General features: G+C 61.5%; 19 protein-coding genes and 1 tRNA gene. 11 read left to right on the top strand and 9 right to left on the bottom strand.

Translation table 11 applies throughout. The annotated features are described in order from the left end of the window. Nucleotides 1–21: 21 nt before the first annotated feature. Nucleotides 22–1002 carry an ABC transporter ATP-binding protein gene (locus PXH66_RS05500; protein WP_330927897.1) on the top strand — a complete coding sequence of 327 codons (981 nt, stop codon included), beginning with the start codon at nt 22–24 and terminating at the stop codon, nt 1000–1002. A gap of 3 nt (nt 1003–1005) precedes the next feature. On the opposite strand, the gene PXH66_RS05495 is transcribed toward PXH66_RS05500, so the two are convergent. Then, nucleotides 1006–1464, bottom strand: a complete 459-nt coding sequence (locus tag PXH66_RS05495) for a tRNA (cytidine(34)-2'-O)-methyltransferase (RefSeq protein WP_330927898.1) — start codon at nt 1462–1464, stop codon at nt 1006–1008. A 125-nt stretch (nt 1465–1589) separates the two neighbouring features. Between PXH66_RS05495 and PXH66_RS05490 the strand changes: the two genes are divergently transcribed. Beyond that, the gene (locus tag PXH66_RS05490) at nt 1590–1979 is read left to right on the top strand and encodes a response regulator (protein ID WP_330927899.1); all 390 of its coding nucleotides are present in this window, start codon (nt 1590–1592) and stop codon (nt 1977–1979) included. Here the strand turns inward: PXH66_RS05490 and thrB are convergent. The 3 genes from thrB to PXH66_RS05475 form a co-directional block, all read right to left on the bottom strand. After that, nucleotides 1976–2884, bottom strand: a complete 909-nt coding sequence (gene thrB, locus PXH66_RS05485) for a homoserine kinase (protein WP_330927900.1) — start codon at nt 2882–2884, stop codon at nt 1976–1978. The genes PXH66_RS05490 and thrB overlap by 4 nt on opposite strands. A gap of 23 nt (nt 2885–2907) precedes the next feature. Continuing rightward, complete coding sequence (smpB, locus tag PXH66_RS05480) at nt 2908–3390, bottom strand: SsrA-binding protein SmpB (protein ID WP_330927901.1); 483 nt, start codon at nt 3388–3390, stop codon at nt 2908–2910. A 102-nt stretch (nt 3391–3492) separates the two neighbouring features. Then, nucleotides 3493–3693, bottom strand: coding sequence for a DNA-directed RNA polymerase subunit omega (locus PXH66_RS05475; RefSeq protein WP_330927902.1), 201 nt, complete (start codon nt 3691–3693; stop codon nt 3493–3495). A gap of 128 nt (nt 3694–3821) precedes the next feature. Between PXH66_RS05475 and cutA the strand changes: the two genes are divergently transcribed. The 4 genes from cutA (at nt 3822) to PXH66_RS05455 (ending at nt 5519) form a co-directional block, all read left to right on the top strand. Further along, nucleotides 3822–4142: a divalent-cation tolerance protein CutA gene (gene cutA, locus PXH66_RS05470; RefSeq protein ID WP_330927903.1), complete on the top strand. Its 321-nt coding sequence runs from the start codon at nt 3822–3824 to the stop codon at nt 4140–4142. Nucleotides 4143–4176: 34 nt separating this feature from the next. Next, nucleotides 4177–4332, top strand: a complete 156-nt coding sequence (locus PXH66_RS05465) for a small basic protein (protein ID WP_330927904.1) — start codon at nt 4177–4179, stop codon at nt 4330–4332. 102 nt (nt 4333–4434) lie between these two features. Then, on the top strand, nt 4435–5358 hold the full coding sequence (locus PXH66_RS05460; protein ID WP_330927905.1) for a DUF368 domain-containing protein: 924 nt from the start codon (nt 4435–4437) through the stop codon (nt 5356–5358). An 86-nt stretch (nt 5359–5444) separates the two neighbouring features. Beyond that, nucleotides 5445–5519: transfer RNA gene (locus tag PXH66_RS05455), tRNA-Arg, on the top strand. Nucleotides 5520–5637: 118 nt separating this feature from the next. Here the strand turns inward: PXH66_RS05455 and lpdA are convergent. Continuing rightward, a complete protein-coding gene (gene lpdA, locus PXH66_RS05450; protein WP_330927906.1) occupies nt 5638–7035 on the bottom strand; it encodes a dihydrolipoyl dehydrogenase in 1398 nt (465 codons plus the stop codon). 84 nt (nt 7036–7119) lie between these two features. After that, entirely contained in the window at nt 7120–7536 is a 417-nt protein-coding gene (locus PXH66_RS05445; protein WP_330927907.1) for a phage holin family protein, read from the bottom strand. A 61-nt stretch (nt 7537–7597) separates the two neighbouring features. On the opposite strand from PXH66_RS05445, the gene PXH66_RS05440 reads away from it, so the two are divergent. From PXH66_RS05440 to uvrA, 3 genes are all read left to right on the top strand, one after another. Then, nucleotides 7598–8698 (top strand): glycosyltransferase family 4 protein, encoded by a 1101-nt coding sequence (locus PXH66_RS05440; RefSeq protein ID WP_330927908.1) that lies wholly within the window; start codon nt 7598–7600, stop codon nt 8696–8698. Then, on the top strand, nt 8695–9465 hold the full coding sequence (locus tag PXH66_RS05435) for a DeoR/GlpR family DNA-binding transcription regulator (RefSeq protein WP_330927909.1): 771 nt from the start codon (nt 8695–8697) through the stop codon (nt 9463–9465). The genes PXH66_RS05440 and PXH66_RS05435 overlap by 4 nt, the downstream gene beginning before the upstream one ends. Before the next feature lie 68 nt (nt 9466–9533). Next, nucleotides 9534–15188, top strand: coding sequence for an excinuclease ABC subunit UvrA (uvrA, locus tag PXH66_RS05430; protein ID WP_330927910.1), 5655 nt, complete (start codon nt 9534–9536; stop codon nt 15186–15188). Here uvrA and PXH66_RS05425 read toward each other — a convergent pair. Together PXH66_RS05425 and PXH66_RS05420 are read right to left on the bottom strand one after the other, a co-directional pair. Continuing rightward, nucleotides 15185–15574: a response regulator gene (locus PXH66_RS05425; RefSeq protein ID WP_330927912.1), complete on the bottom strand. Its 390-nt coding sequence runs from the start codon at nt 15572–15574 to the stop codon at nt 15185–15187. The two genes, uvrA and PXH66_RS05425, sit on opposite strands and share 4 nt — an antisense overlap. A 13-nt stretch (nt 15575–15587) precedes the next feature. After that, the gene (locus tag PXH66_RS05420; protein ID WP_330927913.1) at nt 15588–16010 is read right to left on the bottom strand and encodes a response regulator; all 423 of its coding nucleotides are present in this window, start codon (nt 16008–16010) and stop codon (nt 15588–15590) included. Nucleotides 16011–16133: 123 nt separating this feature from the next. Between PXH66_RS05420 and PXH66_RS05415 the strand changes: the two genes are divergently transcribed. Both PXH66_RS05415 and eno read left to right on the top strand, forming a co-directional pair. Beyond that, nucleotides 16134–17159 (top strand): ankyrin repeat domain-containing protein, encoded by a 1026-nt coding sequence (locus PXH66_RS05415; protein ID WP_330927914.1) that lies wholly within the window; start codon nt 16134–16136, stop codon nt 17157–17159. A 175-nt stretch (nt 17160–17334) separates the two neighbouring features. Beyond that, nucleotides 17335–18648, top strand: a complete 1314-nt coding sequence (gene eno / locus PXH66_RS05410; RefSeq protein WP_330927915.1) for a phosphopyruvate hydratase — start codon at nt 17335–17337, stop codon at nt 18646–18648. Between the two features lie 68 nt (nt 18649–18716). Here the strand turns inward: eno and PXH66_RS05405 are convergent, their stop codons facing one another. Then, entirely contained in the window at nt 18717–20321 is a 1605-nt protein-coding gene (locus PXH66_RS05405; protein ID WP_330932261.1) for an exosortase/archaeosortase family protein, read from the bottom strand. Nucleotides 20322–20424: the final 103 nt, after the last annotated feature.

Genomic DNA, 20424 nt, shown 5'->3' with positions numbered 1-20424 from the left:
ACGCTCAGCCCGAACACTCCCATGCCTGAAACCATTCTCGAGCTGCAGAACGTCCAGACGCATTTCCCGATTAAAGACGGGTTCCTTTTCAAACACACGGTCGGCACCGTCAAAGCGGTCGACGGCGTAAACCTCACCGTCGAGCAGGGGGAGGTCCTCGGTCTCGTCGGCGAGTCCGGCTGTGGCAAGTCCACCCTCGCCCGCACCATCATGCAGTTGGTGCCGACCACCGGCGGCACCGTCATCCTCGAAGGTCGCAATCTCACGTCGAGTTCGGACTCTGACGTGCTTTCGATTCGTCGCGATCTGCAGATGGTCTTCCAGGACCCCTACGCTTCGCTCAACCCCCGGGCCACCGTCTTCGCGACGCTCGCCGAACCGTTGTTGGTGCACAAAGTCTGCACCCAATCCGAGGTCGTGGAACGCGTGACCGAACTCATGATCACGGTCGGTCTCGCCCCGCGTTTCATGCAGAAATACCCGCATGAGTTTTCCGGTGGTCAGCGCCAACGCATCGCCATCGCCCGCGCGCTCGCCTTGCGTCCCAAGGTCATCATCGCGGATGAGCCGGTGTCCGCCCTGGACGTCTCCATCCAAGCCCAGATTTTGAACCTCTTGGCCGAACTCGTGCGTAAGATGGGCCTGAGTCTGGTATTCATCGCTCACGACCTGTCGGTGGTGAAACACATCTCCGACCGCGTCGCCGTCATGTATCTCGGCAAGATTGTCGAGATCGGCACCGCCGAGGAAGTGATCGATGCCCCCGCCCACCCCTACACCCGGGCCTTGGTGAGTGCGATTCCCACGCCCAACCCGGACGAGGAACGCAGCCGTAAACGCATCGTCCTGCCGGGCGATCCGCCCTCGCCGATCAATCCTCCCTCGGGTTGCACCTTCCACCCGCGCTGTCCCCATGCGACCGACGTCTGCAAGAGCACGCCCCCGCAGTTGGAGGCCTTCAAGGGCCGCGAAGTCTCGTGCTTTCGCAAGGACGAGATTTAAGCCCTAAAGCCCGACCTGCCGCAGCGCCTCGTAGGTCGCGATGCCAGCCGCCGTGCTGAGGTTGAGCGAACGCAATTCGGGGTTTTTGTGCGGAATGGTAAGCCGCTGCGCCTCGCCGATCCTATCGTGCAACCACTCCGGCGCCCCGTGGCCTTCGTTGCCGAAAAGCAGTCCGTCGCCGTCGGCGTAACTGACATCCCAATACGACTGCGCGGTCTTGGTCGTGAACAACCACAAGCGCTCGGGGCCGGCCGCCGAGGCTTCAAATGCCGCCCAGTCCGCGTGATGGTGCACGTCCAACGCGTGCCAGTAGTCCATGCCCGCCCGTTTCAAGTGCTTGTCGGTGATCTCAAATCCCAGCGGGTGCACGAGATGCAACCGGCTGCGGGTCAGCGCGCACATGCGTCCGATGTTGCCAGTATTTTGCGGAATCTCGGGTTGAAATAATACGACGTGCAGCATGAAAAAGAGGCACCGTGGGAAGCCCGTGCCCGCATGACAATGGCAACTTCCCCGTGCCCGCTGTCGCGCCTAAGCTTTACCGGCCATCGATTAAACGTTAGCGATCTATTCCACTTCCTCACGCTTTGACCGCCGCCTCCCTTCCCCACGCCATCATCGTCGACGACGAGCAGTCCTATTTGGACCTGCTTTCGATCATTCTGGGCGAAAACCTGGCCTGTCCAGTCGCGACGTTCGCCCGCCCCCTCGACGCGCTTGAGGCCATGGCGGACCTGGATGTCGGTATCATCGTCACCGATTTCTACATGCCCGACATCGACGGCATGGAGTTTCTCAAACGAGCGGAGCAACTCAAACCAGGCGTGCCCTCAATCATGATCACCGGGCACATCGCCGCCCTGGACGGGCGGGATCAGGGGGAGGTCAAAAACCTGAAAGCCGTGCTGGCGAAACCATTTCGGGCCCACACCTTGTCCGACAAAATCCTCGAGTTCTGGCCGCAGGTCGCGCGCTAAAGCGCGCCTGCACGAACCACCAACCCCGCGTTATCCGCGATCAACAGACGTGCGTCACTTTCGACGCCGACCGCCGCGAACGCGGCTGACATCGCCGCGCTCACCGCTTCGGCGTTCCCGGTCGGGGCCAAGCCCAATACGCTCGAACCACTGCCGCTCAACCAGCCCGTATAAGCTCCGGCAGTCACGCCCGCATCGATGGCTTCCCGCGCGCCCGTGATGCCAGGCAGTCGATAGGGTTCATGCAAAAAGTCGCCCACCGCCCCGCGCAGTTTCTCAAACTCGCCTGTGGCCAGGGCCGCGGTCAAACACGCCGCACTGTTCACGCTGCGCACCGCATCGAGATGGCTGATACGGGTCGGCAATACGCCACGCGACGCCTTGGTGGCGATCTCGGTGACCGGTGAGACCACCACAAAGCACAGCTCGCTGGGGATTTCGATTCGCACCGTCCCCGCGTATTCCGCCGGAGTCTCACCGCACCGGGCCACACAAAATCCACCCAGCACGCCTGCCGCCGCGTTATCGGGGTGTCCCTCGATCGCGGTCAGGGCGGAGACCAGGTCTTCGCGCGACATCGGCTCACCCGCCCAATGGTTCAGACCCGCCAGCACGCCCGCGAGCACCGTGACACTGGAACCCAGACCACGCGCCGGCGGCACGTCACCGGTAATCTGATACGTGAAACCCGGCACGGCTCGACCGGTGCGGGCGGCAAACGTTTGCATCACCTCTGTCACCAAATCGGCAGCGCGGCCGTCCGCGGGCGTGACCGGATGCGCGCCGGACGCCTCCACGCGTTCGAGTGTGACCGTGTTGTAAATTTGCAGCGCCAGACCGAGGGTATCGAAACCCGCTCCGCAATTGGACGTGCTGCCGGGGACGCGGACGGAAACGGAAGACATGGTCACGGGGAAGCAAGAAAGAGTCAGCGGTGGGCTTTCACCGCGCGGTCGGTTTCGCGGTCGATGATCTTCTTTTTGAGATCCTCCCGCTTGTCGTAAAGCTTCTTGCCCGTGCAGATCGCGACTTCGACCTTCACCAACGCTTCTTTAAAATACATGCGCGTCGGGATGAGCGAACGCCCGCCCTGGTTCATCGCCTGGTCGATTTTCCGCAGCTCCGATTTCTTGAGCAGGAGTTTGCGCGTGCGTTTCGGTTCATGATTCGAATACGAACCGAAGCTGTATTCGTCGATGTGGGCATTGACCAGCCAGAGCTCCCCATTCTTGAGCCGGCCAAAAGCGTCATTGATCTGCGCCCGGCCGACTCGGATGGATTTCACTTCCGTGCCTTTCAGGGCAATGCCCGCCTCAAACCGCGTCTCCACAAAATAGTCCCGCATCGCCTTGGCGTTGCGGATCTCGGTAAACCGGACGGCTTTCTTTTTATGGGATTGGGCGGCGGCCATGAGACGAGGAGCGGAAAAGAAACTTACGGGGGCTAAAAAAACGGGCGGCGCCGCCAACGCGGTGCCGCCCGAGGAAACGTGCCGAAGGTCGGTGGGAACCGATCAGGCTTCAGCGGTCTCGAAGACAATCTTGCCTTCGATCACCTCGCGCAAAGCCACGTCCTCGGGGGAGAGTTTCTCGAGCGACTCCACCAACGGACGGCTGCCCCGCTTCAACTGCTTGACGCGGCGGGACACAATGTTGATGAGAAGATTCGGGTCGGCCACTGAGGTCAGCGCCTCTTTAATGTAATCGTCACGCATGGATCGGTAAGGAGATTTATCGACAGAAACCGCCAAGAGCATTCGGGGCTCTCCCGACCGTCAAGGGCAATTTTGCCACCCAAACCCGAGCTTGCCGACCTCTGTCACCTGCCGAAACTCATGTCATTATGCTGATCGGCTGGACCACCGTGGAAACCGCGTCACAAGCTCAGGATCTGGCCCGGGGGCTGGTGGAGGGCCGCTTGGCCGCGTGCGTGCAGGTCGACGGGCCCATCACGTCGACTTACCGCTGGGAGGGAAAAGTCGAGTCCGCCACGGAATACCGCGTCACCGTGAAGTTCCTTTCCACCCGCCATTTGGAGATCGAAGCCTGGCTGCACCGCCATCATCCGTATGCGACCCCGCAGTGGATTACGGTCGTAGCCGAACATGTCGCGGAAAAATACTTGTCATGGGCACAGGCGAACTCTAGCTCCCTTAACCTTTAACGCGCCAACAAGCACCAATTTAACCGATACCACCATGTCCCAGCACAAATCTCTCCAAGGTCCCCGTGGCCTCGTCGTGAAGCGCAACGTCCTCAAGCGTTTTGAGCGAGTCGAACTCCTCAAGAAGCGTGGCCAATGGAAGGAAGGCGACCGCGTCGTCGGCCTGAAGAAGACCGAGCCCGCGATTTAAGCGTCTTCAAATCAACATTTTAATGGCAGGCCCGATTCCGTTCGGCCTGCCATTTTTTATGGTCGCAACTTCTGCCGTTCCTCTCGTTTCCCGCTCCTTTTCGTGAAAATCCTTCCCCATCTCCGTATCGCGCTCGTCGGTTTTCTCATGGGCTCGGCCGACGTCGTTCCCGGCGTGTCCGGCGGCACCATCGCCTTTATCTGCGGCATCTACGAGCGGCTGCTCAACGGCATCAAATCCTTCGATCTGACCACGCTGCGGTTCGTGCTCAAAGGAGATTTCAAAGCGGCCTGCGCCCGCGTGCCGCTGCCATTTTTCATCGCGCTGGGCTCGGGCCTTCTCGTGGCGGTCGTCTCCATGGCCAAGGTATTGGAACACTTGATGGTGAATTACCCCGAGCATTTGTGGTCCTTTTTCTTCGGACTGGTGCTGGGATCGATCGTGCTGCTCGCCCGTGAGACCTGGCGCTGGCGTCCGCTGGATTTCGGGCTGTTTGCCGCCTTCGCGGCCGGCACTTGGGTCATCGTAGGCTTGGAAGCCACCCAAACTCCCGCGGGTCTGCCTTTCGTGTTTCTGGCCGGTGCCATCGCGATTTGCGCCATGATCCTGCCCGGCATCTCCGGCTCCTACCTGCTGTTGATCATGGGCAAATATCAGGAGGTGCTCGCAGCGGTGAACAACCGCGACTTCGTTACGCTGGGCGTGTTCTGTCTGGGTATCGCCACGGGAATTCTGTCATTCGTCCGCATCGTCAGTTGGCTGCTCAAACAGTATCGTCACGCGACCTTGATCGCCTTGACGGGGGTCATGGCGGGAGCCCTGCGCACCCTGTGGCCGTGGAAAGAAACCGTGACAACCCGCCTCAACAGCGCCGGCGAAGAAGTGCCGTTGATTCAGATCAACATGATGCCGGGAGCCGACGCGCAACCCGGGGTCGCGCTGCTGCTGCTCTGCGCGGGGGGACTGGCCGTTTTGCTCATCGAACGGCTGGCCAAAGCCGAGCGGGCCGCGGCGGCGCAGAACTGAAATTTGTGCCTCTTCGCGGCATTGATCGCAAAAACCGCTCGACACCGTGTCGGACGGGAAGCCACTTTTCGCCGACGTTGGTTACTGCTCCTGTAGCACAATGGATAGTGCATTGGTCTCCGAAGCCAGTGATGTGAGTTCGATTCTCGCCGGGAGCACCAGCCTTCGATCCGCTTTGCGGAACTTCGGCTCGGCCAGCCAGCTGACCAAGCCGTCATTATGTCGCAAAAAAGCCGCAGGGTTCGCTGCGGCTTTTTGGTGACTGGGATGTAACGTGCTTTAGATGTGGATCGCTTCGCCGAGCGAGGCGGCGGCGGCTTCCATGACCGCCTCGCTGAGGGTCGGATGCGCGTGGATCGTGTGATGGATATCCTCGACGGTCGCTTCGAGATCCATGGCAAAACCATACTCGGCAATGAGCTCCGTCGCCTCGGCGCCAATAATATGCGCGCCGTAGATCTCGCCGGTCTTTTTGTCGGTGATGACTTTGACAAACCCTTCGGCTGCGCCGCTGGCGACGGCCTTGCCGGAAGCGGTGAAGGGAAACTTGCCGACCTTGTAGTCGAGTTTCTTCTCTTTGGCCGCCTGCTCCGTGAGACCGGTGCTGGAAACCTGGGGCTGGCAATAGGTGCAACCCGGGAAATTACCGACGCGCTTGGGTTTGCCGTGGCCGAACATGCCATTGACCGCCTGCACGGCCTCAAACGTCGCGATGTGGGCGAGCCAAGGTGGGCCGATGATGTCGCCCGCCGCGTAGATGCCTTTGACGTTGGTCTGGTAGTCGTCGCCGACCTTCACGTAGTCGCGATCGAGCGCGACCTTCACGTTAGCCGCGAGCACGCCTTCGATGTTGGCGACGACGCCGATGGCGGAAAGCACCACCTCGGCTTCGATTTCCTCTTTCTCGCCACCTTTGACGAGATCGAGCTTCACGGTGTCTTTGCCGACTTGGAAATTCTCACACTTCGTGCCGGTGCGGATCTTGATGCCTTGCTTCTCGAACGAACGCTCGAGCGTCTTGGAAATCTCGTTGTCCTCGATCGGCAGCACATTCGGCAACATTTCCACGAGGGTCACATCGGTGCCGAAGGCGTTGTAGAAATACGCGAACTCCACGCCGATGGCGCCGGCCCCCACGATCACAATGGATTTCGGCAACTTCTTGTTGGCCAGAGCTTCACGTGAAGTCATCACGCGCTCACCATCGACTTCGAGTCCAGGAATACGGCGCATCTTGCAGCCGGTCGCGATGAGGATGTTCTTCGCTTTGAGGAACTGCCCCATGTCCTTGCCTTCGACGATGGAAACCATGCCCGGCGCGCTCACCTGTCCTTTGCCGCGGATATAATCGACCTTGTTCTTCTTGAAGAGGAACTCGATCCCCTTGGCCATTTGGCCCGCCACGCCTCGCGAACGTTCCATGACTTTCGCAAAGTCGAACGTGATTTCACCGGCCGAAATGCCGAATTCGTCGGCCTTTTTCATCTTCAGATAAAGCTCCGCGCTCTTGAGCAGGGCCTTGGTCGGAATACAGCCCCAGTTGAGGCAAGTGCCGCCCGCACTTTCCATTTCGACGCAGGCAACTTTTTTGCCGAGTTGACCGGCGCGAATAGCAGCGGCGTAACCCGCCGGTCCGCCGCCGATGACAATGAGATCGTAGTCTTTGGATTCAGCCATGGTTGATAAAATTTGGCCGCCAACGTCGCCCGCGTCCCATCCCCGGTCAAATTGTTTCGCCGGTCTTGCCCGACCACCCGACGCCTAGACGTCGATCACGTCGTCGGGCTTGGGCGGCTTGCCCGGGCCGCGGCCACCACCTTTGCGATCGCTCCGGCCCGCCTTCCCTTTCGGGCCCAGCACGCTGTTGAGCACGAGGTTGGTCACACTCACAATGATCGCGCCCAACAAGGCGGAACCAAACGAGGCGACCGAAAAACCGTTCACGAGTTCGCCGACCAGCCAGAAAAGAGTCGCGTTGATCAACACGATACCCAGCCCCATGGTGACCACGATGAAGGGTAACGCGAAGAGCATGAGCAGCGGTTTGAGCACCGCGTTGAGAAAGCTCAGCAACACGACCACGATGATGAGCGTGGAAGGTTCGTTGCATTCGATCCCGGGCACGATTTTGGTGGCGATCGTGACGCCCAGCGCCAGAACGCTCCAACGCACCAGCATGATTAACATTGGGTGATTCATCCGTCCTGTTGACCTTCCACCTCCCTTACCGGCCCGGGCAATGAAAATACTCGTCGTGCAAGATTTCCTGCGCAGTGGCGGCACCGAACGCCAATCGGTGCTCCTTGCCGAAGGTTTCGCCTCCGCCGGACACGCCACCCACCTCGTCACCTTCCGTCCGGGCGGTCCGCTCCAGCCCCCGGCCCCGCCTGATCGCTTGACGATCCACTCGCTGCAAAAGCGCGATTCACGCCTCGATTGGTGGGCCCCCGGACTCGTGCGCTACGCCAAGCAACATCAGCCCGACATCGTGTTGTGCATGGGGCGCATGGCCAATTGCTACGGCGGCGCCCTGCAGGACGCCCTGCCAAACAACGCCGTCGTCTCCACCCTGCGCACCGGCAAACCCCTGCCGTGGCTGTTCAAACGCTCCCTACAGCGAACCCGCCAGGTGATCGCCAACAGTCGCGCCGCACGTGACGCCGCCGTCGCGGACCATGGTGTCCCCGCCGCGCAAATCGCCGTCATCCACAACGCCCTGGTGTTTGAACCCACCGACGCCGCGTCGACCGAGCCTTCCGATCTGAGATCCGACCACGGGGCTTCCGCCTCCACGGTGGTGATGCTCGATGTCGCGATGTTTCGGCCCGAGAAAAACCACATCGCCCTCGTCGAAATCCTGGCGACCTTGGTCCCCGAATTCGATGTGCAACTCTGGCTGGCCGGCGACGGTCCCGCCCTCGCCGCTTGTCGCGATCGCGCCTCGGCACTCGGGATCAGCGATCGCGTGCGGTTCCTCGGCTGGAGCTCGGACCCGAAGCCGTTTTACCTCGCCGCCGACATCGCGGTGCATGCGTCCCGCCGCGAGTCCTTGTCCAATTTTCTCATCGAAGCCCAGGCCCACGGCCTGCCCGCCGTCGCCTATGACGCGCTCGGCGTCGGCGAAACGTTTCTGCCCGGTGAAACCGGATATCTCATCCCGAGGGATGATGCCGAAGCCTTTCGGGCCAAACTCATTACCTTGATCGAAAACACTTCCATGCGCGAACGCATGGGGGCGCGCGCCCGGTCATTCGCCGACGAAAATTTTTCGACGCAGCGACAAATCGACGCCTATCTCGAACGCTTTCAAACCCTCTCGAATCCCCCCGCATCCCCATGACCAATCGCCGCCGCGTCGAATTGATTGAAAAATACCTGCGCGACCACCGCTACGCCGATTTACACACCCTTTCCACCCGGTTTCGCATCTCCGTATCGACGGTCCGGCGCGCGCTCGACGAGCTCGAATCCCGCGGCTCCGCGCGGCGCCATCACGGCGGGGCTTCCGCGATCGATTCCGACGAAGTGGCCCGCGAATACGACTTCATCGCCCGCGACCAACGCAATGCGGACGAGAAATTCGTCATGGCCCGATTCATCGCCGAACGGGTCCTGCCCGGAATGACCGTCATCATCGATGGCGGCACCTCTCCCTATGCGGTGGCCCGGCTACTCATCGGCAAACGTCTCAATGTCATCACCAATTCGCTGCCGGTCGCCGGGTTGCTCAGCGACGTCAGTTCCATCGAGACGATCGTCACCGGCGGCACGATTCACAACCGCATCGGCGTGTTGGTTGGACCCCACTGTGACGAGATGCTCGAACGCGTGCATGCGGATATCGCCATCCTCGGTGCCGTCGGCGTGACGGCCGAGGGCATGTGGGCTCACAATCCTCCCATCGCGGCCACCCAAAAGCGCATGGTCGAAGCCGCCGACCAGTGCATCTTCGCCGTCGACCACTCCAAGTTCGGCCGCAAAGCCCCGATCCTCGCCACCGGTTTCGCGGAAAACCACACCATCGTCACCGACAGCGAACCGCCGGCCGAAGTCGCCGCCGCCATGCGCGCCGCCCGCGCCACGCTCGCGCTGTGTCCGAGGGGGTGATGCGCAGGTATTTTCGCCCAATTTCGACTGCGGGTTGAGTTTTGTCCGGCGCTGATCTTCGTGGAGCGGTGGTTTCCTCTGGTCGTCCTTCCGCTCCCGATTGTATCCGCCTCCGTGGTGTTCGTCAGAACAACCTGAAGGGGTTTGACCTCGATATCCCGCTGGGGCGCTACGTCGTTGTCACCGGTCTCAGCGGCGCGGGAAAAAGCTCGCTCGTCTTCGATACCCTGCACGCCGAGGGCCAACGCCGCTACGTCGAGACGTTCAGTGCCTACACGCGACAATTTCTCGATCTGCTCGACAAACCCGCCGTCGACACGATCGAGAATATCCGCCCGTCCATCGCGATCGAGCAGACCAACACGGTCAAAACATCGCGTTCCACCGTCGGAACCATGACCGAGCTCACCGACTACGCCAAGGTGTGGTTCAGTCACGTGGCGAAATGCTACGACCCCGACACCGGACTCGAGGTCGTCGACGACACGCCTGCCACCATCTGGAACAAAGCGACCGTCGCCCATCCCGATACGCAAGTTGTGGTGGCCTTCAAAGTGACACGGCCGGGAAAGCTCAAGTGGAGCGAGATTCTCAAAAACCTGCGGGGCCAAGCCTATGTGCGCGTGCTGGTGCCCGATGTGCCGACTCCCGACCTCACCGCGCATCGGATCGATGAACTGGAGGCCAAACTCTCACTTCTCGACGACGTCGATCACCTCTTCGTAGCGCAGGACCGCGTCACGCTGCGCGATGCCGATCGCGGTCGCTTCCTTGAAGCTGCCGAGTCGGCCCTGCATTTCGGCCAAGGCGAGCTTCACCTCTTCAAATCCGCCTCCTCCGGCCCGAGCTTCGTCGCCGCCGGACACTACTCCCGCGGGCTTCACGCGCCCGGCTCCGGTCGCTCGTTTCGCGCGGCGAGTCCCGCGTTGTTTTCGTTCAACTCGCCGCTCGGAGCGTGTCCGCATTGTCGGGGCTTCGGTCGCGTCATCGAAATCGATTACCGCCTGGCCATCCCCGACCACACCAAGTCGATCGATGATGGCGCCATCAAATGCTGGGAAGGCCAAGTCTACGGCGAGTCCAAGAAGGACCTGCTCAAATTCACCCGGAAACTGAAAATCCCGACCAACATCCCCTTCGCTCAAATGAAGCCGGAGCATCGGAACTTCGTGATCAACGGTTCCCCCGGTTACGGCGAAGACGGCGTCGAGTGGCCGAAGGCTTGGTATGGCCTGAAAGGCTTTTTCGGCTGGCTCGAAAAGAACACCTACAAGATGCACGTGCGGGTCTTCCTTTCCCGTTTTCGCGCCTACAATCCGTGTCCGCACTGCGGCGGCACGCGCCTGCAACCCGAGGCCCTCTGTTGGAAATGGGAAGGGCAAACGCTGCCCGAACTCTACACCACGCCGGTCAGCGACTTGCTCCAGCGCCTCCACGCCAACACGCCCGCCGCCGGAGACCGCCAGTCCGAACTCGCGTTCAACGCCATGGTCACGCGCCTGCGCTATCTGGAACAGGTGGGACTGGGTTACCTGACCCTGGATCGCTCGTCCAAAACGCTATCAGGCGGCGAGGTCCAACGCGTCAACCTCACCTCCTGCCTCGGCACTTCGTTGGTCGATACCTTGTTCGTCCTCGACGAGCCGAGTGTCGGTCTGCATCCGCGTGATATCGACCGGCTCATCGGCATCATCCGCACGCTCACCGATGCGGGTAACACCGTCGTCGTCGTCGAGCACGACGAAGCCATGATTCGCGCGGCCGACCATCTCATTGAAATCGGCCCGGAACCCGGCAGTCGCGGAGGTCACGTGGTCTTCGAAGGCAACCTTCCCGCCATGCTGGAATCTGAAGCCAGTATCACCGGCCGCTACCTCTCCGGTCGCGCCACCATCTCGGCCCCCGCGTCGCGCCGGACGGTAAGCGCCCAGACTCCGCGACTCACGTTCGAAGGCGTTACCAAACACAACTTGCGCGACGTCACCCTCGCCGTGCCATTGCAACGATTGGTCTGTCTCAGCGGCGTGTCCGGCTCGGGCAAATCCACCCTGCTGAACCACGCGATCTACCAGGGCCTGCTGACACATCGTTTTCAACAAACCGAAGACGTCGCCGCGATCAACGCGATCCACGGCGACGACGGCAGCGAGATTGTGCTCGTGGACCAGAGTCCGCTTTCCCGCACCCCGCGTTCCAATCCCGCCCTCTACTGCGAAGCCTGGGACGGCATCCGCAATCTGTTCGCTCGCGAACCGGCCGCCACTGCCGCCGGGTTCACGGCCTCCAGCTTTTCCTTCAACGCCGGCGACGGGCGATGCGATCACTGTCAGGGCCTCGGTTACGAACGCGTCGAGATGCAGTTCCTCTCCGATGTCTTCGTCCCCTGCCCGATGTGCGAGGGCCGCCGTTTCAAACCCGAAGTGCTCGCGATCAAATGGAACGGCCGCTCCGTGGCCGAGCTCCTGCAGACTTCGATCTCCGACGCCCTGCCACTCTTTGCCGAGCAGGACGCCATCGCTTCGCGTCTCCGCTCCTTGGATACCGTGGGACTCGGTTACCTAACACTCGGCCAGCCCCTCAACACCCTCTCCGGCGGTGAAGCCCAACGCCTTAAACTGGTCAAATATCTCGGCGCCATGGGTGAATCCACCGCCGATGAATCCGCCCTGCTTTTACTGGACGAGCCCACCACCGGTCTGCATCGCCACGACGTCGGTCGCTTGCTCGCGGTGTTGCAGGCACTCGTCGATCGCGGCCACAGCGTGATCGTGATTGAGCACAATCTCGACGTGCTGAAAGCCGCCGATTGGCTCATCGAAATCGGGCCCGAAGCCGGCGCCGACGGCGGTCGCATCATCGCCGAAGCCCCGCCCGAAACCATCGCCGCCCTCACCGGTCGCGCCGCCACCGCCACGTCCCCGTATCTCCGCGAAGCCCTCGATCCCACTTGTCACCTAATAGGTGACAAAATGCCGTTACTTGCTGCTGAATCAGCTGTTGCGATGCCCGTTCGAGCCTCCGGACTGTCGATCGTGGGGGCGCGGGAGAACAACCTGAAGAACCTGTCCCTGAATCTGCCCCACAACGAATTGATCGTGGTCACGGGGGTGTCGGGTTCGGGTAAATCCACGTTGGCCTTCGACATCGTGTTCGCCGAGGGCCAACGGCGCTTCATGGAATCCATGTCGGCCTACGCCCGGCAATTTGTGGAGCAGTTGCCGCGACCCGCCATCGATCACTTGGGCGGCATCCCACCCACCGTGGCCATCGAGCAACGCATCACGCGCGGCTCCCGCAAATCAACCGTGGCGACCATTACTGAAGTAGCCCAATATTTGCGCCTGCTCTACGCCCGCATGGGGGTGCAGCATCATCCGGACTCCGACCGACCGGTCGAACCGCTGAGCCCGGCCCAGCTCCGCCAATTGCTAACTCGCGTGCTGCGCAGCCCCCAGGCCCGCCGCGCCAAACATCTGTATTTGTGCGCGCCGCTGATTCGTGGCCGCAAGGGACACCACGAGCCGATCGCGAAGTGGATCGAGCGTCATGGGTTTGAACTCATGCGTGCGGACGGACGCGTATTTCCCGTCGACGCGTTCACCAAACTCGACCGCTACAAGGAACACGATGTCGAGGTGGTGGTGGCCGATCTCAAGACCCTCGCCGCCACCGAACTCGGCACTGCCTTGCAGGAGGCGCTCCGCCTCGGCAAAGGCGGCTGTTTCCTCATCAACCCCGCCGGCGAAGTGCTGTCCTGGTTTTCCACCACGCGCACCGACTTGGAGTCCGGCGAATCGTTTCCGGAGCTCGATCCCAAACATTTCTCGCACAATTCCCCGCGCGGCTGGTGCCCGGCCTGCCGCGGACACGGACGCATCTTCGGCTGGATGGCGGCGAAAAACGACAAGGACGACCTGCCCCCGGAGATCGCGGACCTGTCGGCCGGCTTAAGCGAAAAATCCGACGCATCATCAACGCCCTGCCCTCAGTGCCTGGGCGACCGTTTGAACCGCGTTTCCCGGGCCGTGAAACTGCCCCTGAAGGGACGCCAGCCGCCCATCTCCTTGCCCGATCTGCTGCGGGGCACCGCCGAAGCGGTTTTGAAGAACCTGCGTAACCTAAAATCGGATACTCGCAGCAAAATTATTCTCCGGGACATCCTGCCGCAGATTGAGGAACGCCTGAAATTTCTCGATCACGTGGGACTCGGTTACCTCGCGCTGGAGCGGCCCACCGCCACGCTCTCGGGCGGTGAAGCTCAGCGTATTCGTCTGGCCGCCCAACTCGGCACCAATCTTGCCGGCGTGCTCTACGTGCTCGACGAACCCAGCATCGGCTTGCACGCCCGCGACAACGACCGCCTGATCGCCACGCTCGAATCCCTCCGCGACAAGGGCAACTCCCTGCTGGTCGTCGAGCACGACGACGAACTCATGCTCCACGCCGATCGCATCGTCGACTTGGGTCCCGGTGCCGGCACCCATGGCGGCGAGTTGCTGGCGGCCGGCACGCCCGCCGAGATCCAAGCCAACGCCCAATCCCTCACCGGCCTGTTCCTCGCCAAGGGTATCGCGCATCCCATCAAGGGAGCCTACCGGAGCCTGCCCGCCCCCCGCGGCCCGGGTCGAGCCACCGATTGGTTAAAGCTCAGCAAGGTCAGCTTCCGCAACCTGCAGGGATTCGACCTCAATCTGCCGCTCGGACGTCTCGTCATGGCGGTGGGCCCCAGCGGGGCCGGTAAATCGACGCTGTTTCGGGACGTGCTGAGACCGGCGGTGAGCGCTGCCATCAAGGCCAAAAAGACCCGCCTCACCGGCGCCACCTTGGTCAAAATGGGCGCGTTTGACGACGTGGAAGAAGCCATGGAGGGTGCCCCGTTCGGTGAGCTCAGCGGAGCGCTGCCATTCAAGACCGTGATCGAAGTCGATCAATCGCCCATCGGGAAAACACCGCGCTCCACGCCGGCCACTTATCTCGGCATTTTTGATTTGATCCGACAATTTTTCGCGTCCCTGCCGGAGTCCAAGATTCGTGGATACACCGCCAGTCGGTTTTCCTTCAACACCGCCGGCGGGCGCTGCGAGACCTGTGCGGGCGGCGGACGCATCAAACTCGAAATGGCGTTCATGCCGGACACGTTCCTCCCCTGCGACGACTGCGGTGGATCGCGCTACGGCCCGGAGCTCGATGACGTAACGTGGAACGATCGCACCATCGGCGATGTGCTGCGACTGACCTTCGAAGAAGCGGCGGCATTTTTCTCCTTTCACAGCCAACTTGGCGCCATCTGCCAGCTAATGGTCGACTGCGGCCTGGGCTACCTGACTCTTGGCCAGAGCTCGCCATCGCTCTCCGGCGGCGAAGCGCAGCGCCTCAAGTTGATCGCTGAATTGTCGCGCGGACTGGCCTCCTACACCGAACGCAGCCGCGGCCAGCAACCGCACAACCTTTACCTGCTGGAGGAACCTACGATCGGCCTGCATTTGAGCGACTGTGAAAAGCTCATCCACCTGCTGCACTCGTTGGTCGATCAGGGGCATTCGGTCGTCGTGATCGAGCATCACCTCGATCTGATCGCCGAAGCCGACTACGTGATCGAACTCGGCCCGACCGGAGGTCCCGACGGCGGACGGCTGCTCTATCAGGGCAACCTCGCCGGATTGATGAAGCGGGCGCGTTCGGTCACGGCGCCGTATTTGCGCGAGAAAATTGACCGTGCTTAAGTGGCCAACGCTCCGGCCACGGCCGCGAGCAGTTGCTGTCCTTCGATGGGTTTGACGAGATAACCGCTCAAATCGGCCAGGGTCTGTGCCCGCGAAATCAGTTCCGGATTCAAATAGCCCGTCACGAGAATGCGCTTGGTCGCCGGGAAGTGCTGCGCCACCCGCATGAGAAACTCCAACCCCTCCTCGTTCGGCATCAAATGATCGGATATCACCAAATCGAAATGCTGCATGCCGAGCAGCACATCGGCTTCCGCCGCAGACGAGGCGACTTCCACGTGATAGTCGTCCTTCAGACGCGCCGCCATGACGATCAGCAAATCCGGCTCGTCGTCGACCACCAGAATGGACGGTAGTGTCGCGGAATCAGAGTGGTCCGCCGTCATGATCGGTGCGAACTCACCCCTTGACCGACAGGTCGTGCAACTTGACCGCTTCGGCCGTGACGTTGACGAGTTCGGTCAGCGACACCGGTTTGAGCAAATAGCGAAACAGGGCGGCCTCGTTCACGCTCCGGAGCAACATTTCCGGTTTCATGTAGCCGGTGACCAACACGCGCTGCATGTGGGGATACTCTTCGCGCGCTCTGACCAGAAAACTCATGCCGTTGCCGCCGGGCATGAGATGGTCCGCGATAACCACCTTGAAGGAATTTTTGCGCAAAATAAATTCCGCTTCCCGCGACGACGTGGCCGTCATGCATTCATAATCCGGCGACAAGGCGGAAACAAAGATGTCGAGCAGTGATTCCTCATCATCAACCAGTAGAATGGCGGCACGAGGTGCGGCTGGAGTCGGAGATTCTGCAGGGGTGGAACTCATGTGAGATCAAGAGAGAGAAATATTGCTACCTATTGGCAAACTCAAAGCGGCGCACGAACCAGGGGTATTTTTTTGTTTTGCCAGCAACGATGACGGATCGGACGCTTTCAACCTATTAGCAGTATGCAATCCATCGATCTTCATGTCGGGCTTCGCGATGGTTCGCTGGGACCCGAAGAACTGCGAGCAATCAACGCTGCAGACTTCAGTGTGCCCAACGCGGCGGGCACCACGGCGCTCCACACCGCGGCGCGCTACGGACGACTGGGCGAGTTGCCACCCGAAATCCTGACACCCCGGAACCTGTTACTCCGGAACGACTCCGGTTACACGCCCCTGCATCACGCCGCCTCCGGCGCCGGACTGGCCGGAGTTCCCGCTGAATTTCTGACGCACGATAATCTGCTCACTCGCAGCAACAGCGGCTACACGGTCTATCACGTCGCTGCCGGCAATGGATGTCTGGGCGACCTGCCGGCCGGGCTGTTGACGAGCGAAGTGATCGCCATTCGCAACGACCTCGGCCAAAATCTCCTGCACGAAGCCGCCGAGCAAGGCACGCTCGATAAATTTCCCCGCGACCAAATCACCGCCACCACGCTGGCCACCACCAACGCCAGCGGCGAGACGGTGGTGCACGTGGCTGCTTTGAACGGACACCTCGACCAAGTGCCATCGGAATTGATCACGATCGAGGTTTTGCTGAGCAAAACGCACTCGGGCGATACGGTGCTTCACGCCGCCGCCATCGCGGGAAATTTGGGCCAGATTCCCGATTCATTTCTGACTCACGATAACCTGACGATCTCCAGCAAGACGGGCTTCACCGCCATTCACGCCGCCGCCGAAACGGGTCAGCTCAGTCATATTCCCGTCGAACACCTCACCACCGATCTCTTGCTTCATCGCAACGATCATGGCGACACCCCGTTGCATGCCGCCGCTTACGAAGGTCACCTCGATCAGATTCCGACCAAACTGCTCACCCCGGAGATTGTTCAGGTGCGCAACTACAATGGCGTGAGCGTGCTTCGGACTGCCGCCGTGCAGGGCAATTTGGACCAATTGCCCGACTCGATCCGTCCCAAACCCCCGGGGCCTTTGCGGCGGATATTGGATAAACTCGGGCTCACGCGGCCACCGTATTAGCCCGATCGCGAACGACGCAGTTCGCTGCTCCCGCGCGAAAAGGCCCACGCATCGAGCACGGGGCCTGCGGTTGGTTGCCATGCGTCACCGTGTTTGAGCTTCCCTCGAACATCTTGTCTGCTTGAATGCGCTTTCGCGCTCGGATCACAGACGTCCCAGCCAAACCTTTACCGATATGAATACCACGATCACTGCCATCAACGCCCGCGAAATCATTGACTCCCGCGGCAACCCGACCGTTGAGGTCGACGTCAAACTCGCCGACGGCACGCTCGGCCGCGCCGCCGTTCCCTCCGGTGCCTCCACCGGCGAACACGAAGCGCACGAGCTGCGTGACGGCGACGTCAAGGGCCTCAAAGGCGCCAAAGCCAAAGCCGCCAAGAGCCGCTTCCTCGGCAAAGGCGTGCTCGGCGCCGTCGGCAACGTCAAAGGCGTGATCGCCCCGGCTCTGGTCGGTTTCGACGCCTGCGATCAAGTCGGTATCGACACGACCATGTTCAAACTCGATGGCACCAAGAACAAAGCCAAGCTCGGCGCCAACGCCATCCTCGGCGTTTCCCTCGCCGCCGCTCACGCCGCCGCCAACAGCCTCGGGCAACCGCTCTACAAATACATCGGCGGCCCCAATGCCAAGGTTCTGCCCGTGCCCATGATGAACATCATGAACGGCGGTGCTCACTCCGACGCTCCGATCGATTTCCAGGAATTCATGATCCGTCCGGTGAAGTTCAACAGCTTCTCCGATGCGCTGCGCGCCGGTTGCGAGGTGTTCCACGCCCTCAAGAAAGTGCTCAAGGCCAAGGGTCTCTCCACCGCCGTCGGTGACGAAGGCGGCTTTGCCCCCAACCTCGCCTCCACCACCGACGCCCTCGACGCCATCGCCGAAGCCGTCAAGGCCGCCGGTTACACGCTGGGCAAGGACATCATGCTCGCCCTCGACGTCGCTTCCTCCGAGTTCTACGACAAGAAGAAGAAGAAATACGTCTTCAAAAAGTCCTCCGGCCAGGAGTTCTCCGGTGACGAATTTGTCGCTTACTACAAGGACCTCGTCGCCAAATATCCCATCGACTCCATCGAAGACGGTTGCGACGAAAACGACTGGGCCACCTGGAAGAAGCTCACCGACGCCATCGGCGACACCACCCAACTCGTGGGCGACGACCTCTTCGTGACCAACGTGGACTTCCTCAAAAAGGGCATCTCCACCGGCACCGCCAACTCGATCCTCGTCAAGGTCAACCAAATCGGATCCCTCACCGAGACCCTCGACGCCGTCGAACTCGCGCACAAAAACAACTACACCGCCGTCATCTCCCACCGCTCCGGTGAGACCGAAGACACCACCATCGCGGACATCGCGGTGGCCACCAACGCGGGCCAAATCAAAACCGGCTCCGCTTCCCGCACCGACCGCGTGGCCAAATACAACCAACTCCTCCGTATCGAGGAAGAGCTCGGTTCCACCGCGATCTACGCCGGCAACCTCTGAACCGGAACTCAGTTCCTGGCTTCACTTTCAGCCGATCCCCTCCGCGGGATCGGCTTTTTTGTGCCCGCTCAATCTTGTCGCCGTATCAACAGCTCTGCGACCGTCGCACGAAGCCACGCCACCGCCGCATCGTCATCGACCGCGTCTTCCACCACCAGGACGACGCGATCGATCTCCGAAAATTTGGTGCGCCGCGCCACGCGCGCCAACCGCTCGCGGCGGATGCTGCTACCCGCCGCGCCGCTCGTTACGACGATCGGCGATTCCGTTTGCACATTCCATCCCGCGTTGAAGACGTGCTGCGTGCGCCCGCGGGTGTGGAAAACGTAGGCAGCAAATCTCAATTCCCCGTCCGGTAATCGCACCTCCACGGACGGGAGTTCGCGCTGCAACCTTCCCCCAATCGCGGGCATGCAAACGGTCGGAGCATGGGCCAACGCTCCCGCCGCAAACATGGTGCGATCCCGTTGCCACCGCATCACCAATCCCATGCCTCGCGGCTGCCCCGGTGCGGGGGTTTGTTCCAGTTGGTCGGCACCGGAACACGCCAGCGCCTCCCGCACACCTGCATCCACCGGCACCTCCTTCCAGCGCTCGGGTGCGCCCTGTAGATACCAGTGTTCAAACCTCGTCGCTTCGCCCGGAGCGTCATACCACCACGCCGTGGCCGCTTCCGTCACGACCACCAGCACCACCACGACCGCGACCCACCGGGAGCGCACGTTCAATCGCCTCTGCAACGGCACCGGCCGAGGCGCGATCGTCGTCGCCGCCGTCACTTCTGGCGCGACCACTTGGCGTGACTCCACGCGCACCGCCAAGGCAAACACCGCGCCCAGCGTGAGCACCAGCGCGATGACACCGGACGCATCGTGCCAGGCCTCACCCGCCGCGATTCCCGCGTCTTCCATCCGCCACGTCAGCACCATGGTTCGTCCCAGGTTTCCCACCCAAGCGGCGGCCACCGCAAAACCCACCACCTGCCAACGCCCGCTCCACCTGAGCCGATTCACCGCCCCAAACATCCACGCAAACATCCACACGGCCTGCAACGATCGCAGACCACTGCACGCTTCCTCGACCCCGATCACGCCCGCTTCAACTTCGATCAGGTTCCCGCGCACCACGGCTGTTTTCCCGAGCAGTGATAATACTTCCGCCGCGATGAACGCATTGGACTGCATCAGAAAATCCATCACGGGTTCTTTCACCAAAGCCGGTGCCGCCAACGCCGTGTGCATGAAGAAAAGAGGAAATCCAAATGTTCGCCAAGCATCGCGCCCGCCCCAGGCGGCCAGGATCGACAACGTCGCGATCGTGGCCAGACCCGCGCCCAGCCATTGCGCGCTCGGCCAGGCGGGATTGGCTTCGATCACCGGCAGTAAGGCCAAGCTCAATACCAGCGCCACCCCGTAGCCCCACTCGCCAAGCCGGCGAGCACGGCGACTCACCGGCATCGGCCCGCTCCATTCCTGCCATCGCACGCGGGCTATCCCCATCGCCACCAACGGCACCGCCCAACCATGCCACAACTCGGGATCACTCCGCCACGACAGGCTGAGCCGCGTCAACAGCGGCAGCCAAACCGCGCCCACGAGCATTGCCAGCGGCCAGGACCGCGGTCGATCCGGCGGCGTCGGATGGACAGGCTTTACCGGGAATTCATCGCGCATAATACGAGCCGCATGACGTCGCGCTCCCTTTGAAATGTCGACTCTTTCGCCCCGCGTTCTTGATGGCATTTCGGGTGAATTCATCGTCCCCAAAAATTTCGAC

The sequence above is a fragment of the Synoicihabitans lomoniglobus genome, assembly GCF_029023725.1.
Lineage (GTDB): Bacteria > Verrucomicrobiota > Verrucomicrobiia > Opitutales > Opitutaceae > Actomonas > Actomonas lomonigloba.
The sequence above is the reverse complement of the archived record's forward strand: the minus strand, read 5'-3'. Positions and strand labels throughout refer to the sequence as shown.

Excerpts from the sequence above, each read along its gene's own strand:
- PXH66_RS05500 (WP_330927897.1), top strand. The coding sequence starts at position 22 with ATGCCTGAAACCATTCTCGAGCTGCAGAACGTCCAGACGCATTTCCCG.
- PXH66_RS05495 (WP_330927898.1), bottom strand. The coding sequence starts at position 1,464 with ATGCTGCACGTCGTATTATTTCAACCCGAGATTCCGCAAAATACTGGC.
- thrB (WP_330927900.1), bottom strand. The coding sequence starts at position 2,884 with ATGTCTTCCGTTTCCGTCCGCGTCCCCGGCAGCACGTCCAATTGCGGA.
- smpB (WP_330927901.1), bottom strand. The coding sequence starts at position 3,390 with ATGGCCGCCGCCCAATCCCATAAAAAGAAAGCCGTCCGGTTTACCGAG.
- PXH66_RS05475 (WP_330927902.1), bottom strand. The coding sequence starts at position 3,693 with ATGCGTGACGATTACATTAAAGAGGCGCTGACCTCAGTGGCCGACCCG.
- cutA (WP_330927903.1), top strand. The coding sequence starts at position 3,822 with ATGCTGATCGGCTGGACCACCGTGGAAACCGCGTCACAAGCTCAGGAT.
- PXH66_RS05465 (WP_330927904.1), top strand. The coding sequence starts at position 4,177 with ATGTCCCAGCACAAATCTCTCCAAGGTCCCCGTGGCCTCGTCGTGAAG.
- lpdA (WP_330927906.1), bottom strand. The coding sequence starts at position 7,035 with ATGGCTGAATCCAAAGACTACGATCTCATTGTCATCGGCGGCGGACCG.
- PXH66_RS05445 (WP_330927907.1), bottom strand. The coding sequence starts at position 7,536 with ATGCTGGTGCGTTGGAGCGTTCTGGCGCTGGGCGTCACGATCGCCACC.
- PXH66_RS05440 (WP_330927908.1), top strand. The coding sequence starts at position 7,598 with ATGAAAATACTCGTCGTGCAAGATTTCCTGCGCAGTGGCGGCACCGAA.
- PXH66_RS05435 (WP_330927909.1), top strand. The coding sequence starts at position 8,695 with ATGACCAATCGCCGCCGCGTCGAATTGATTGAAAAATACCTGCGCGAC.
- PXH66_RS05425 (WP_330927912.1), bottom strand. The coding sequence starts at position 15,574 with ATGACGGCGGACCACTCTGATTCCGCGACACTACCGTCCATTCTGGTG.
- PXH66_RS05420 (WP_330927913.1), bottom strand. The coding sequence starts at position 16,010 with ATGAGTTCCACCCCTGCAGAATCTCCGACTCCAGCCGCACCTCGTGCC.
- PXH66_RS05415 (WP_330927914.1), top strand. The coding sequence starts at position 16,134 with ATGCAATCCATCGATCTTCATGTCGGGCTTCGCGATGGTTCGCTGGGA.
- eno (WP_330927915.1), top strand. The coding sequence starts at position 17,335 with ATGAATACCACGATCACTGCCATCAACGCCCGCGAAATCATTGACTCC.
- PXH66_RS05405 (WP_330932261.1), bottom strand. The coding sequence starts at position 20,321 with ATGCGCGATGAATTCCCGGTAAAGCCTGTCCATCCGACGCCGCCGGAT.